The sequence below is a fragment of the Lacticaseibacillus zeae subsp. silagei genome (assembly GCF_030770335.1).
Lineage (GTDB): Bacteria > Bacillota > Bacilli > Lactobacillales > Lactobacillaceae > Lacticaseibacillus > Lacticaseibacillus zeae.
In genome coordinates, this window is sequence record NZ_CP132484.1 from 1,975,544 (window position 1) to 1,989,366 (window position 13,823).

Here is a 13,823-nt window from a genome sequence, read left to right on the forward strand (position 1 = left end):
TCCTGCTAAGCTTCCTTTGCACTTCTTGACACCTTAATTAAGACAAATTTAACTGATACACGCAACTTTTACGAGACTTGTGGTCTGAAGTCAAGGGAGTGATTCAAATTATCTAGACTTGTTTCATTTTTCAGAGGGTATACTTCCCCCAGCCCAGGGATTTAGTAATTTCTCTAGGTGAATCTAAAGCCCTAACTTGACGCTTGGCGCGCTAGACCGCTTTGGCTGGTTTATACAACTCGTGGTTTTTAAGTAATGCATAGATCACGCGTACCAGCTTTCTTGCAGTCATGACACAAGCACGTCGGTGTTGATATTTTGGCACCTCCCGGTATTTCTTGTCGTAAAATCTGGCAAATGTGGGATCATGCGCTCTTACCGAGTTGGCAGCTTCAATTAGGTAATAGCGTAAGTACTGATCGCCGTTATGCGTGCGCGGCGTTAGTTGCCGCTCACCGTTTCCGGATTGACTTCTGCGCCAAACCAGTCCGGCATAGCTTGCCAAACTAGCTTCACTCGGAAACCGTTCAATCTGACCAATTTCAGCCAGTAGTCCAGCCGAGTAGACTGGGCCAACGCCTGGAATACTTTGCGTTGACTGTGAGCCATCAATGACGGCACACAGGTCGGTGATGCTCTTGTCTAGGGCTTTTAGTTGCTTTTGTAACATCCGGATCTGGTTGATGTAAATCGCCATGACCTGGTCAACAGAATCGGCAACCGTCTTGCTCAAGCGATAAGAGCTACGGATGGCTTTTTGTAAGGCCTTAGCGATCGCCTCTGGGTCACCAAAGCGACCGTGGGACAATTGGTTAAGATCTTGAGTAAGCGTCTGTAAGGGCATCTGAGCGATTTCGTCCAGTGTGTACTTTTCACCGCTAAGCACCGTCATCATCGTGTTTCCGAACACAGAAGTCGGTAGCTCAGCTTCCAGTGTGTTCAATCGGAAGTACAGATTGTTGAGGAAGTGGTTTTTGCCATCTGTAATTTGTTTGACGATGTGATACCGTTCGCGGGTGAGCCGCTGTAAGGCAATGTGTTTCTCGTCGCGGGTCACTGGCACTTGATACCGGCCAATGCGCAGAAAGTCTGCGATGTGGAAGGCATCAATGGTATCAGTCTTGTCGTCATCAAACAATTGGCTGTAACGATGAGTCATCTTGGGGTTCAACGTGACGACAGTGGCATCCAACGCACTGAGCGCTGAGCTTTGTTCAAAGTAAAGTGTGGGGTGGATGTTGTACACCGAGGTGGCTTCCATGCCAATCACGATCTTTAGTGAATCATCTTGGCGTTTAGCCCATTCCAGGATTAATTTCTCAATTTGGCCGGCCCCGTCAGGGGTATTCGTGGTCTTGTCCTGGAAAATAACCTTCTTGGCAGAATCCAAGCCACAGTAATCAAGCTTTGCTTTTGAAACATCAATACCAACATTCAAGTTCATCGAATTGGACCTCCTTTCTGTTCTGATTTATGGATAGGCTTGGGCGCTGCGCGATATTCCCTAATTATGAACCTACAGTACTTCCTCGCAGTATGAGCAGTCTGTCTGAGGATCAGTAGCTGCTCGGTGAAACGCGAGTCACCGAACTGATCTCCAGCCCCCGCAGCTTGTGGTTTGTGCTTGTTCGATTCATCTGGGCGGCAGTCTCGGGGTGAAGTCTAGCAATAGCTAGCAACAGGAGGGAAAAGCCTATACCAGTTGGACCCAAATCCAATGAACAACTAGAGAATATCACGCAACATCCAAGTACGGAGCTATCCAAGAACTTGGTTGTAATTTAAATATACGAGGAGGAATTCCTTTGCAACAACCGCTTGCTTACCGCATGCGCCCACAAAATTTAGATGAAGTCGTCGGCCAACAGGATCTTGTCGGTCCGGGAAGAATTATCCGCCGCATGGTCAGTGCCCACCGCTTAAGTTCCATGATTCTCTATGGCCCGCCCGGCACTGGGAAAACCAGCATCGCCAGCGCCATTGCCGGCAGTACGAAATATGCTTTTCGTATTTTAAACGCTGCCACTGACACCAAAAAAGATCTGCAAATTGTCGCAGAAGAAGCCAAAATGAGTGGCACGGTGATTTTGCTGCTAGACGAAATCCATCGACTGGATAAAACCAAACAGGACTTTTTGCTGCCGTTACTGGAAAGCGGCCGGATTATCTTAATCGGGGCCACTACTGAAAATCCCTATATGAATATCCAACCAGCCATTCGCAGTCGCACCCAGATTTTCCAAGTCAAACCACTGACTCCTGATGATATCAGTACCGCCATTGATCGCGCACTGACAGACGAAAAACGCGGTCTAGGCAAGTATCAGGTTGATTTACAACCAAAAGCGCGAGACTACCTCACCCATGCAACAAACGGCGATTTACGGGCTGCACTCAACGGCCTTGAACTTGCCGTTTTATCCACCCCCACAGATAAGGATGGCACGATTACCATCGACTTGACGACCATTCAACAAAGCCTGCAAAAGCCTTCGTTAGCCGGAGATGTCAATGGCGATGCCCATTACGATATTATTTCGGCATTTCAAAAATCCATTAGGGGCTCTGACGTGAACGCCGCCTTGCACTACCTCGCCCAATTAATTGCAATTGGCGACTTGAACAGTATTACACGCCGGTTGTTGGTGATCGCTTATGAAGACATCGGCCTAGCCAATCCGGCAACCGCCAGCCGCACGCTAACAGCGATTCAAAGTGCCGAACGCTTGGGGCTCCCTGAAGGTCGCATTCCCCTCGCCGATGCCGTGATCGATCTTTGCCTTGCACCGAAAAGTAATTCGGGCATCAAGGCGATTGACGCGGCCCTGGCTGATGTCGAAAGCGGCCACGCCGGCCAGATTCCCGATGATCTGCGCGATGCCCATTACCGCGGCGCCAAGCAACTGGGACACGGCCAAGGCTACAAGTTGCCGCACAATTATCCTAATGGCTGGGTAGCACAGCAATATTTGCCAGATAATCTTAAGCATCAACAATACTACCATCCTAAAACCACCGGACGCTATGAAGCCGCGCTCGCACAGCGCCAGCAACAACTTGAAGACTGGCAGCATGATGCCGAAAAGTTGAAGAAAAAGTAACGAAAGCGTTTCCGCTTGCACCCATGCGGCTTCTCGTGCTACTATAACGGTGAAAGTTCTAAGGTGTTCGCGCTTCCTTAACTATCAGTTGACCGAACAGTATCGAGACCTTGGGACCGGAAGAGCCATAGACGGTGCTGCTATTTCACTTAGCGGCTAATGTCTACGACGTCTGGACCCACATAGCTAGCAGCGGGTTTCAACGATCCGGGAAGAAAACGGCACCAATTAGTCTTTCACAAAAAACCAATCATGTTTTTGGCCGGCTCCGTGCCGGCTTTTTTCATGCCCAAAATGGCAGGACGGCTGAGACAAATGCCGGCACTGCAACCCCTAGTTCTTGACCGGGTCATTCGTTTACGGGGGCAATATTTAAAAAGCCAACCGCTTTTCCTTGCTGCTGTGGCATAATATAAGCAAACAGCTAGGAAGGACTGATCCTTTGACAATCATCTTAATGTGCATTTACGCGGTCGCCTTGTTCGGATTGGCGGCTTACACATGGCTTCATCGCTATCAAAACTTTCTGATTATCAAAAAACCGTCTCCGGGCATGACGCGTTTTCTCAAGAATTTCGCCTATCTCTTTACCCTTGTCGGCATTCTCGCTATTATTGGCGGGATTCTGTTCCCGATGTGGGCGAATTTGGTTATTTTGGTTATTGGCGCGTTTTTAGCAACGGTTTTTGTTTTTATCAGCCTGACCCAAATGAAGTTGTGAAACGCTTTTCATTTAATTTTCCGATGGAATCAAGTACAATGAAGATAGAGGTGATGAGGAATGTTACAACAATATCAACATATTTTGGTTGCGATCGATGGCTCATACGAAGCTGAGTTAGCATTCAAAAAAGCGGTTGCGGTTGCCAAACGAAACCAGGCGGAGTTAATTCTTATTCATATCGTTGATACTCGAGCTTTCCAGAACGTTTCTAGCTTTGATTCAGCGATGGTCGAACAAGTAACGGAAAATGCTAAGAGCACTATGGAAGGTTATGTCGATCAGGCCAAAAAAGCCGGATTGGACAAGGTCAGTTTCAGCATTGAATACGGCGCGCCAAAAACAATCATCGCCAGAGACATCCCCAAAGCTAAAAATATCGATCTGATCATGATTGGGGCAACTGGTTTAAACGCCGTTGAACGTCTGCTGATTGGATCCGTCACCGAATACGTCACGCGGAACGCTTTATGCGATGTCCTCGTGGTTCGGACTGACTTGACCAACAAGCCGGCATTGGCAAGCACCAAAAAACCAACCGAACAACATCAAGATGATTAAACGCTAAGCCGAATTGGAATGATGAGCGCAAAGTTGCCGACTCGCCATTCAATGCCCCCACACATAAACGACATTAAAATACCTGAGACCTTCGCCAATGACATCAGCAGATGCAGGACGAAAGCCTCAGGTATTTTTTTGACGATCACCAAACAATTGCCGGTAACTTGCAGTTATGCAGTTTCGCTGTTTGGCTTTTGTGTCACCATTTCGGCAGCAAGACTTGCCGCCAGTGCAGTGGAACCGGTAACTTGTGCAAACGCAATGGCGATTTGATAACTTTTAGGCGCCTCCGGATTACCGAGTAATTTCAAGGCCCGCGCCTGCAAGGTATAAAGTTCGTCAAGCAAAAAAAGCTTATCGTGCTTGACAGCTTCACGAATACCATGGTCGGTATACTTCAAAACGGCTTTAAAATCACTTAGTTCGTAGTATACACGCGCAATATGCCAATAGATCGTCAGTTCAACATCGAGATACTTACTGTCAGATAGCGGCACATGCTTTAACATGCGTAATGCCTGATCAATGTAGACCCGTGAACGATCAAAGGTATGCTTGTCCGCATACGCCAGTCCCAAGCCAAGGGTTGCCAAAATGGCATATAAATCACGCTCTGAATTCACAAGCGGACTTAAAACCCGACCAAAGAAATAAATGGCCTCGTCAGGTGCGTTGTTCTTGAATAGCTCGATGATCCCTTGATAATAGTAATAACGCTTTTGATCATCTTCGCTTTTAATCTTATCCAGCCGGATCTTGCTCAGATTATCCGCTGCAACCGCGTATTGATGATGCTGAATCTGGTAATCAATCGCGTTAAGCAGTTGTTGAATCCGATCATGATGTTCGACAACAATATCATCAAGTTGTATCCCTAATCGACTAATAAGCCGCATCAGAATATTCATGCTTGGAACCTTATTTCTTTTTTCAATAAGGCTAATCGTTGCTTGCGTACAGATATTTGCTGCCAGTTCCGCCTGAGATAGGCCTTTTAACTTACGATAGTAGCGGACTTTATCCCCCAAAATCCGTAGCGTTTGCTGCTCCTTTCGCACACTTATCACTCCCCAGTGTTCCTTTTAACAAATCAACATAGAAGTCACGGGGTCTCCCCCTAACCTAGTGTCAATTATACGGATAACTGGTTTTAAAAGCTAACAATAACAACCGGTATTTATTCTTTTTTTGTAAAAAAATTTTTTAAATTTTGAGCTTTGATAATGAAAAAGGTCACAATGTCAAAACTAGCATACTATAATATCTGTTTATTTATATTTAACCATAAATAATTCTATTGCTCAGGTCTTCAAAAATTGTTACAACTCATAGGCCATATGAATCAACCTCATCCTGCTTTTAGTAAGATTAAAAAATATACCAATCTCTTACTTAAAACTGGCTTCTGCTAAAACGCGTTCGCTGGCGCAGAAGTCTGCGTGTAAGGACCTCAGGCCAATGGCCAAGATCGGGCCATCACGCCTGAGGCCACTTACACTCCGACTTCTAACCGCGCCAGCTCACGCTCTCATTCAGAAAAGATCAACAATCTGTTGAATGTAATCCGTAATCGGTTGCGGCAAATCAGCGCGTAATGTCAGTGCCTGCAGCAAGCGATTGCGGTTGTACCACCGCACCCAAAAAGCGTAAGATTCCTGAGGCCGAATATTGACCAGCGTATGTTGCCAGTTCTTGAGGCACATTAAAAGCGTCTCGCTATAAAACTGGTTAACATTGGTGATACCGCTGAGATACAAGGCCATTCGATGATCCTCACCGAAAATTAACGGCGTTTCAATGCGCCGCCAAGCTTCCACAACTGCCGCCATCAAGAAAACTTTCTCCGATCGCGGCAACACATCGACTTGACTCAGTTCTTCCAACATATTGCCAATATGCGTAAATGCATGGGCCCAGCCTTTGGTCTCAACGTATCCCCGGCCATCTCTTTCAAGCAAAATATACGTCCCGATATTCTGCACGGTTGCCAGATAATCGGCTTTACTGAGAATATGATAGCGATTCTGATCAGCATAAATCATACCGCTCAATATCATCACCGCAAAACTGCGCAGAAACACGGCATCGTTTTGGGGCTCAAAGATATGACTGAACAAAATATCCGGCGCTTGCAGCCGTTTAAAAAGCGCCTTGACTTGCTCATTGGTAAACGCTTCTGCTTGAAATAAATCATTGAATAAGAAAAAAACGCCTTTGTCCCGAACGGCTGGCTTAGTGCTGGCTAAATGTGCCACCAAAAAAGCAATTTCATCATCGGTGATACTCGGATCACTCGTTTGCTTAATCCGCTTTTGAATGGTTCGAATTCTTGCAGTAGCAGTTTTATCATCGCGCGGAATAGTGACACGCGTTTTCGATTCCGTTGCGATGCTATCAATGACTTTGCCCAGCATATCCGGCAACGTTGCAAAAATTTTGCCTTGATTCAGTAACGTTCGCAGTTGCTGGACAGTGGTTTGAATGGTATCAAGTTGCGTCAAAATGGGCCTCCTTTTAAAGCTAAATGGCGTTGTAGTGCAGTTTGCTGTCGCCAAGCAATCCCGTGGCCATGCCTGCTGATTCTACAACAAAATCGGCCGACTGATTTTTTGCGTTGGATGTGCAAGAACCCAGCCAAAGTCGGTTGGCAACACACGCTTGGTGACGCGCATCCCCGGTTGATTCATGATTGTAAAAGGATACTGATGCGCCAGCGCTTGCAACATATATTGATTGACTAAGCTTTCCCCCATCCGACCGTTCAAAAAGATTCGATAACCGGGATAGCGCGTCAGCACCGAATCAAGCATCGCCGTAATGCGGGCATCGCGGAGTTGCCGAATGGTCACCGCCATTGCGACCCGTTCGCGAAAGTTGCCTAGAAAAGCCCGCTTCTCATCCGGCTTAATGGTTGGAATACCCAGCGCCATTGTTTTAATGAAATGTTCCAAGTCCTCAGCCATGATCTTCCTCCTGCCGCTTTATCATGATGTGCTACCCAGAAGTCACGATTCGATTAGCCGTAGCCAATCCATACATTCACCCATTGTAGCACCCGTGTCTAAATAGCGTCCACTCACTTCAGAACATCAAAAAACGACAAGACCGCATGGCAGCTATCACGCTTGCCATGCGGTCTTGTCGACGTTCGGATCATCATCACGAACGGCCCGACACCGTCTCAGCTAATCAAGTTACCTAGCTCAAGACAACGTCGCGATATTTTATTTCCCAAGCCTTATCTTAAAAACGTTCGGACACTTCCTTTCATTTACTACCACATCCCCCAACTTTATCCACTTTAAACGCGCTTTTTGCGATACAGACGCGCAATTCGCTCCACATAAGCCGGCGGAGCCTTTTCAATGCCTTCATGGCGATCCCGATAATGCCAGATCTGGCCAATGCTGATGCCAGTTTCCTGGGCAATTTTAGATAGCGCCATTGATTGCAAGACTTTCCTTGCTTTATCATAGTTGTCCATTAGCAGCCCCCTCAATGTTGCCATTTTGGTACCGCATCTATCATAAAACAAAAAGTTAGGCTTGCCTAATACTTTGTTTAAAAAAACAGCCAATCACCAACTAACTGCGTATTTACGCTAGCATTGATGATTGACTTATTTTAGGCAGGCCAAAATTTTTCAATGTTGGTATGTCAATTGTTCTGTGGGCAATCTGTGGTGAACGCCTTTCCCCATTGCCTTTAAACTCATTAAAACCGCGTCACCATCGCATCACCCAACCGAGCCGTCCATTTCCATACCGATGAGGCGATTCAACTCAACTGCATATTCCATCGGTAACTCTTTGGTAAACGGTTCAACGAAGCCCATGATAATCATTTCAGTCGCCTTAGCTTCAGAGATGCCGCGGCTCATTAAATAATACAGCTGCTCTTCCGAAACTTTCGAAACCTTTGCTTCGTGTTCCATTGAAACCGTCGAATTATGGATTTCGTTGTATGGAATGGTGTCGCTTGAACTCTTTTCGTCCATCAGAATGGTATCGCATTCCACGTGACAAAAAGCGTTGTCGGCTTTCTTGGTAAATCGAACTGTCCCGCGATAGTCAACTGCCCCGCCATCTTTGGCAATGGATTTGGAGACGATCGAACTGCTAGTATTCGGCGCATTATGAATCATGCGCGCCCCGTTATCCTGATCGACACCTTCGCCAGCAACCGCAATACTGAGCATCGTACCGTGTGCCCCTTTGCCGTCCAGATAAACGCTAGGGTACTTCATGGTCGTCTTACTGCCAAGATTGCCGTCAACCCACTCCATCGTGGCATTATCAAGCGCCTGAGCCCGCTTGGTTTCAAGTGAGAACACATTCTTGCTCCAGTTTTGAATCGTCGTGTAGCGGCAATAGGCATCATTTTTAACGAAGACCTCGACGACCGCTGCATGCAGGCTGTCACTGGAATAATTCGGTGCCGTACACCCTTCAACATAGTTAACATGCGCGCCCGGTTCCACAATGATGAGGGTCCGTTCAAACTGCCCCGTGTTCTCTGCATTGATCCGGAAGTAACTTTGAATCGGCACATCGGTCTGGACACCTTTAGGAACATAAATAAAACTGCCACCGGACCAAACCGCACCATTAAGTGCCGCAAACTTGTTGTCACTAGGTTTAACTAATTTTCCAAAGTATTCATGCACGAGTTCGGGATATTCCTTCAACGCTGAATCCATGTCCATGAAAATAATCCCTAGCTTTTCAAATTCATTGCGCATATTGTGGTAAACCACTTCAGATTCGTACTGCGCACTGGCACCGGCCAGATATTTCCGCTCTGCTTGCGGCACGCCGAGGCGATCGAACGTTTTCTTGATCGTGTCCGGTACGTCATCCCAATCGCGATACGTCCGATCCGTCGCTTTTTGGAAATAAAGCATATTATCTAAATCCAAATCCGACAAATCCGGGCCAAAATTCGGCATTGCCAGCTTACGGTAAGTCGCATACGCTTTCAGCCGATAATCCAGCATCCACTCCGGCTCATGCTTTTCCGCCGAGATGGCCCGCACCGTTTCTTCGGTAAGTCCACGCCCAGTTGAATAAACCGGCTTGATATCGTCTTTGAAATCAGCGGGATTTTCGTCAGGTAAAAAGTCGATATCCGCCGCAACAGTTTCGTTATTTTTAGTATTTTTTGTCTCAGTCATCGGTTTTACCTTTCTGCGTCAAAACTTGCGCAGCTGCTTTCCATGCTAACGTGGCACATTTAATCCGTGCCGGAAACTGATGAACGCCTTTTAACACAGCTGCATCCCCCAACCGGTCGGCATCAGGAACATCGCCTTTGATAATCAAGTCGGAAAAAGTTTCGACCATCTGCTCGATTTCGGCTGGCGTTTTACCTAAAATCTGATCGGTCATCAGACTGGCACTCGCCTGGGAAATGGTACAGCCACTGCCGGAAAAAGCAACATCGTTCACCCGGCCATCCTTTTCACTAATCTGCAAGTGCAAAACATCGCCACAGCTGGGGTTGCGCACCGTAATTTCGTGATCAAAATCAGCTAAAACGCCGTGATGCCGCGGGTGTTGCGCCTCGTCAAGAATCACCGCGCGATACATTTGATCTAGCTTAGTCAATGCCATGGAAATACCTCCTTGCGGCCTGAACAGCTTCAACCAATTTCGTGACATCATCCTGATTGTTGTAGACCCCAAAACTGGCGCGCACCGTCGCCGGCACCCCTAACCTGGCCATGAGCGGCTGGGCGCAATGATGGCCGGCACGCACGGCGATTTGCTGCTCATCCAGGAAGGTGGCAACATCGTGGGGATGAATACCGGTTAAATTAAAGGAAACCGTTGCTAGACTGTCATCGTTGCCATAAACCGTGAGATCCGGAATTGCCGTCAACGCCGTTCGCAGTTGACTTGTCAACTCATGCTCGGTTTGCAATGCCGCAGCATCAACATTTTTCTGAAACCAGTTCAACGCCGCGCCCATGCCGATCACACCGGCGATATGGGGCGTGCCGGCTTCATACTTGATCGGCCCGTCTGCCCACGTACTTTCTTGATCACGAACTTCGGAAATCATTTCACCGCCAAATTGAATCGGCGGCATTTTTGCCAATAAGTCAGCACGACCGTAAAGCGCGCCGATCCCTGTTGGCCCATAGATTTTATGCCCGGAAAAAGCGTAGAAGTCCGCGCCTAACGCTTGGACATCAACCGCCATATGAGCCACTGCCTGTGCGCCATCAACGACAACGATGGCCCCCACGTCATGCGCCTTATTGGCAATCTCTGCCACTGGGAGCGTATCACCAGCAACATTGGTCACTTGAGCAATCGCCACTAGGTTAGTGCCCGGCGTGATAGCGGCCAATAAGGCGGACACATCAACCTTTCCATCCGGATGAACCGGCGTTACGGTGAAGGTTGCCTGCTGACGCTTAGCAAGCTGTTGCCACGGAATAAAATTACTGTGGTGTTCGGCACCGCTGACGACAATCCGGCCACCAGCAGGCACCGCATGCGGTCCAAACGCACTCGCCACCAAATTCAGACTATCGGTCGTGCCACGAGTAAAGATAATCTCCTCGGCACTTTGAGCATGAAGGAAATCAGCAACTTGCTGGCGCACACCTTCGTATGCCTCGGTCGTATCATAAGCCAACTTGTAGAGACCGCGGTGCACGTTGGCATTATCATTAATATAGTAGTTCTGTAGGCTGTCCAACAAGGCTTGCGGCTTTTGGGAAGTCGCTGCGGTATCTAAATAAACCAGATCAGGATGAGCCTTAAAAAACGGAAATTGTTCACGCATCTTCAGCCACCAGCGTTCGATCAATCGTTGCAAACAGTTCTTTCTTCAGCCGAACATCATCGATTTCAGCCAAACCGCCTTCCAAAAAGCCGCGGATCACCAATCGTTTCGCTAATGTCGCGGAAAGTCCTCGGCTCATTAAATAGTAAAGCTGATCGGCATTCACCCGCGTCACGGAAGCAGCATGGCCGGCCGTAACGTCATTTTCATCAATTAACAGAATCGGGTTAGCGTCGCCTTCCGCTCGCTGCGAAAGCATCAACACGCGATTTTCCTGTTGGGCATCACTTCCGCGGGCACCCTTGATGATGTGGCCAATCCCATTAAACATCAGGTGGGCATTGCCGGTAATCACACCGCGTTGGTTAATGTGCCCCACCGTATGCTGGCCTTCATTGGTCACGGATGTCGTATAGCTGACATGCTGATTGCCGGAAGCCAAAACACCCACGTTAACCGTTGCTTCGGCGTTTTGTCCCAGCAGGCGCACATCGACCCGATTCAACCCAGAGTTATGCGAAAATCCGGCCAATGTCCAATTAAGCTTTGCATTGGCGGCTAATGTCGCCGTGCGATTCACCAATACAGTGTCGGCAGTAAAGCTGTCATAGCTCAACCAATTAACGTCTGCGTCGGCATCAATCACCAGCATGAGCCAAATGCCTAACACATGGCCACCACTAGCCCACTTTTCCTGCAGGGTAACCTTGGCGCCTTTGCCCACATGAACGTAGAGCAATCCACCGGCGTTCTTAGGCCCAGTTAAGACGATGGGGGCATCGCCGCTGACAAAATGAGCAGGAATATCGACCGTCGTTACCCCTTGAGGCGAACGTAACAACCATGCATCAAGCGAGTTTGTCGGTGTAAAACGCTGGACTTCGCTTGACCCGGCCGCATAAGCAATTGCCTGAGGCGCATGCAAGATGACCCGATCCTCAATAGCATCCGGTTGGTTCTTCAAATAGCGCGCCAACGGAAACTTAGGCAGATTAGGCGCTGGCAGCGTTGTTGTTTCAACCATTTTGTTCACCCACTTTAAGGTGTTCATAGCCGGTCTTTTCCAATTCTTTGGCTAAGTCAGGGCCACCACTTTCGATGATCCGGCCGCCTTTCATAACGTGCACCACATCAGGAATAATGTAATCCAACAGACGCTGATAATGGGTAATAATCATGCTGCCGAATTCCGGCCCACGCATCAGGTTAACGCCTTTGGCAACGATCCGCAGTGCATCAATATCCAAGCCGGAGTCGATTTCATCCAGTAAGCCAAAATGCGGATGAATCATCATCAGCTGCAAAATTTCATTACGCTTCTTTTCACCACCGGAAAAGCCCTGATTCAGATACCGATCTGCCATTGATTCCGGCATCTCAAGGGTTGCCATTGTCTTATCTAATTGTTTCAAAAAGTCGGTAATGCGAATCTGATCATCTTCCGGACGCCGCGCATTGATCGCAGCACGAATGAATTCCGCATTCGTCACCCCGGCAATTTCCTGCGGGTACTGCATGCCGAGAAACAATCCGGCACGTGCCCGTTCGTCGACAGCAAGGTCCAAAATTGATTTGCCATCAATTAAAATATCGCCTTGAGTGACTTCATAAGCCGGATTGCCCATGATTGTCTCGGCCAACGTCGATTTACCTGTACCATTTGGACCCATAATGGCATGAATCTCACCGGTTGCCAATTTCAAATTGACCCCGGTTAAAATCTCTGGATGCTCCGGTTCTGCCTTAATTTTGACGTGTAAATCTTTAATCTCAAGTGTATGCACAATGTTACCCCCGACTGGATTTGACTTTTCGTTATACCGTTATTCTACGTCATAACAGATACGGCGGCAAACGCCCCGCTTTTAAAAAAGCCTCACAACCATCAGACTTTGCTTATCTGATCATTGTGAGGCATTTAAATTTAAATGACGTTCTTTTTCAATCGCAATTAATGGTGGCTCTTCCGTGCAAAGAAATCACCGATAAACTGAACCAAGAAGACCAGTGCCAAAATGAAGATCAGGGAAACAATGATCACGTCGTACTGGTAACGCTGGTAGCCGACCGCGATGGCCAGGTTCCCGAGACCGCCACCTCCGACAGCACCGGCCATGGCCGTTAAGCCAATGACGGAGATGATCGTCAAGACGGAAACCCGGATCAATTCAGACAACCCTTCACGCAAGTAAACGCGCCAGACAATCCCTAACGGTGAAACGCCCATCGCTTCGGCCGCCTCAATGACTCCGGGATCAACTGTCAACAAGGCGTTTTGCACCTGCCGTGCGTAAAACGGGGTCGTCCCGGCGATCAATGGTACCAACGCCGCGGTCGGGCCGATGCCGGTTCCGACAATAGCGCGCGTCACTGGCGTCATGATCGCCAGCAAAATGATAAACGGCACCGCTCGGAAAATGTTCACCAATTTATCCAAAACGAAGTAAAACGGATGATTGGCCAGTAGTCCGCCTTCATCGGTCAAGACCAGCAAGATCCCAATAATAATGCCCAGCACTCCAGCAACAATTGCCGTCAAGGCCGTCATGTACAGCGTCTCATTGATTGCCTGCGTCACGCCGCCATCGCCGGACCAGATAGGCACAACGTTAGGAAAATATTTTGTGAAAAATTGTACCATC

At 48.1% G+C, this 13,823-nt stretch carries 14 protein-coding genes; 3 read left to right on the forward strand and 11 right to left on the reverse strand.

Going from position 1 to position 13,823, the window contains the following annotated elements; all coding sequences use genetic code 11:
* Positions 1-211: 211 nt before the first annotated feature.
* Positions 212-1,444, reverse strand: coding sequence for an IS110 family RNA-guided transposase (locus tag LACZS1_RS09310; RefSeq protein WP_070650064.1), 1,233 nt, complete (start codon positions 1,442-1,444; stop codon positions 212-214).
* Positions 1,445-1,805: 361 nt separating this feature from the next.
* Between LACZS1_RS09310 and LACZS1_RS09315 the strand changes: the two genes are divergently transcribed.
* The 3 genes from LACZS1_RS09315 to LACZS1_RS09325 all read left to right on the forward strand — a co-directional run bounded on the left by LACZS1_RS09315 (position 1,806) and on the right by LACZS1_RS09325 (position 4,383).
* The gene (locus tag LACZS1_RS09315; protein WP_047105977.1) at positions 1,806-3,101 is read left to right on the forward strand and encodes a replication-associated recombination protein A; all 1,296 of its coding nucleotides are present in this window, start codon (positions 1,806-1,808) and stop codon (positions 3,099-3,101) included.
* A 442-nt stretch (positions 3,102-3,543) separates the two neighbouring features.
* Entirely contained in the window at positions 3,544-3,822 is a 279-nt protein-coding gene (locus LACZS1_RS09320) for a hypothetical protein (RefSeq protein ID WP_010488832.1), read from the forward strand.
* Between the two features lie 60 nt (positions 3,823-3,882).
* The gene (locus LACZS1_RS09325) at positions 3,883-4,383 is read left to right on the forward strand and encodes a universal stress protein (RefSeq protein WP_010488833.1); all 501 of its coding nucleotides are present in this window, start codon (positions 3,883-3,885) and stop codon (positions 4,381-4,383) included.
* 173 nt (positions 4,384-4,556) lie between these two features.
* Here LACZS1_RS09325 and LACZS1_RS09330 read toward each other — a convergent pair whose 3' ends face one another.
* From LACZS1_RS09330 to LACZS1_RS09375, 10 genes are all read right to left on the reverse strand, one after another.
* Complete coding sequence (locus tag LACZS1_RS09330; RefSeq protein ID WP_049169589.1) at positions 4,557-5,444, reverse strand: helix-turn-helix domain-containing protein; 888 nt, start codon at positions 5,442-5,444, stop codon at positions 4,557-4,559.
* 474 nt (positions 5,445-5,918) lie between these two features.
* Complete coding sequence (locus LACZS1_RS09335) at positions 5,919-6,887, reverse strand: DUF2785 domain-containing protein (RefSeq protein WP_070651693.1); 969 nt, start codon at positions 6,885-6,887, stop codon at positions 5,919-5,921.
* Between the two features lie 81 nt (positions 6,888-6,968).
* Positions 6,969-7,349, reverse strand: coding sequence for a DUF1694 domain-containing protein (locus LACZS1_RS09340; RefSeq protein WP_010488839.1), 381 nt, complete (start codon positions 7,347-7,349; stop codon positions 6,969-6,971).
* A gap of 338 nt (positions 7,350-7,687) precedes the next feature.
* On the reverse strand, positions 7,688-7,870 hold the full coding sequence (locus LACZS1_RS09345; RefSeq protein WP_025012620.1) for a hypothetical protein: 183 nt from the start codon (positions 7,868-7,870) through the stop codon (positions 7,688-7,690).
* 252 nt (positions 7,871-8,122) lie between these two features.
* Entirely contained in the window at positions 8,123-9,559 is a 1,437-nt protein-coding gene (sufB, locus tag LACZS1_RS09350; RefSeq protein ID WP_010488843.1) for a Fe-S cluster assembly protein SufB, read from the reverse strand.
* Positions 9,552-9,998, reverse strand: coding sequence for a Fe-S cluster assembly sulfur transfer protein SufU (gene sufU, locus LACZS1_RS09355; RefSeq protein WP_025012621.1), 447 nt, complete (start codon positions 9,996-9,998; stop codon positions 9,552-9,554). Before sufU ends, sufB begins: the two co-directional genes overlap by 8 nt.
* Complete coding sequence (locus LACZS1_RS09360; RefSeq protein ID WP_070651691.1) at positions 9,985-11,181, reverse strand: aminotransferase class V-fold PLP-dependent enzyme; 1,197 nt, start codon at positions 11,179-11,181, stop codon at positions 9,985-9,987. Before LACZS1_RS09360 ends, sufU begins: the two co-directional genes overlap by 14 nt.
* The gene (locus LACZS1_RS09365) at positions 11,174-12,205 is read right to left on the reverse strand and encodes a SufD family Fe-S cluster assembly protein (RefSeq protein WP_070651689.1); all 1,032 of its coding nucleotides are present in this window, start codon (positions 12,203-12,205) and stop codon (positions 11,174-11,176) included. The genes LACZS1_RS09360 and LACZS1_RS09365 overlap by 8 nt, the downstream gene beginning before the upstream one ends.
* Positions 12,198-12,965: a Fe-S cluster assembly ATPase SufC gene (gene sufC, locus LACZS1_RS09370; protein ID WP_010488859.1), complete on the reverse strand. Its 768-nt coding sequence runs from the start codon at positions 12,963-12,965 to the stop codon at positions 12,198-12,200. Before sufC ends, LACZS1_RS09365 begins: the two co-directional genes overlap by 8 nt.
* 167 nt (positions 12,966-13,132) lie before the next feature.
* The gene (locus LACZS1_RS09375) at positions 13,133-13,822 is read right to left on the reverse strand and encodes a methionine ABC transporter permease (RefSeq protein ID WP_010488862.1); all 690 of its coding nucleotides are present in this window, start codon (positions 13,820-13,822) and stop codon (positions 13,133-13,135) included.
* Position 13,823 lies beyond the last annotated feature (1 nt).

Excerpts from the sequence above, each read along its gene's own strand:
- LACZS1_RS09310 (WP_070650064.1), bottom strand. The coding sequence starts at position 1,444 with ATGAACTTGAATGTTGGTATTGATGTTTCAAAAGCAAAGCTTGATTAC.
- LACZS1_RS09325 (WP_010488833.1), top strand. The coding sequence starts at position 3,883 with ATGTTACAACAATATCAACATATTTTGGTTGCGATCGATGGCTCATAC.
- LACZS1_RS09340 (WP_010488839.1), bottom strand. The coding sequence starts at position 7,349 with ATGGCTGAGGACTTGGAACATTTCATTAAAACAATGGCGCTGGGTATT.
- LACZS1_RS09345 (WP_025012620.1), bottom strand. The coding sequence starts at position 7,870 with ATGGACAACTATGATAAAGCAAGGAAAGTCTTGCAATCAATGGCGCTA.
- sufB (WP_010488843.1), bottom strand. The coding sequence starts at position 9,559 with ATGACTGAGACAAAAAATACTAAAAATAACGAAACTGTTGCGGCGGAT.
- sufU (WP_025012621.1), bottom strand. The coding sequence starts at position 9,998 with ATGGCATTGACTAAGCTAGATCAAATGTATCGCGCGGTGATTCTTGAC.
- LACZS1_RS09360 (WP_070651691.1), bottom strand. The coding sequence starts at position 11,181 with ATGCGTGAACAATTTCCGTTTTTTAAGGCTCATCCTGATCTGGTTTAT.
- LACZS1_RS09365 (WP_070651689.1), bottom strand. The coding sequence starts at position 12,205 with ATGGTTGAAACAACAACGCTGCCAGCGCCTAATCTGCCTAAGTTTCCG.
- LACZS1_RS09375 (WP_010488862.1), bottom strand. The coding sequence starts at position 13,822 with ATGGTACAATTTTTCACAAAATATTTTCCTAACGTTGTGCCTATCTGG.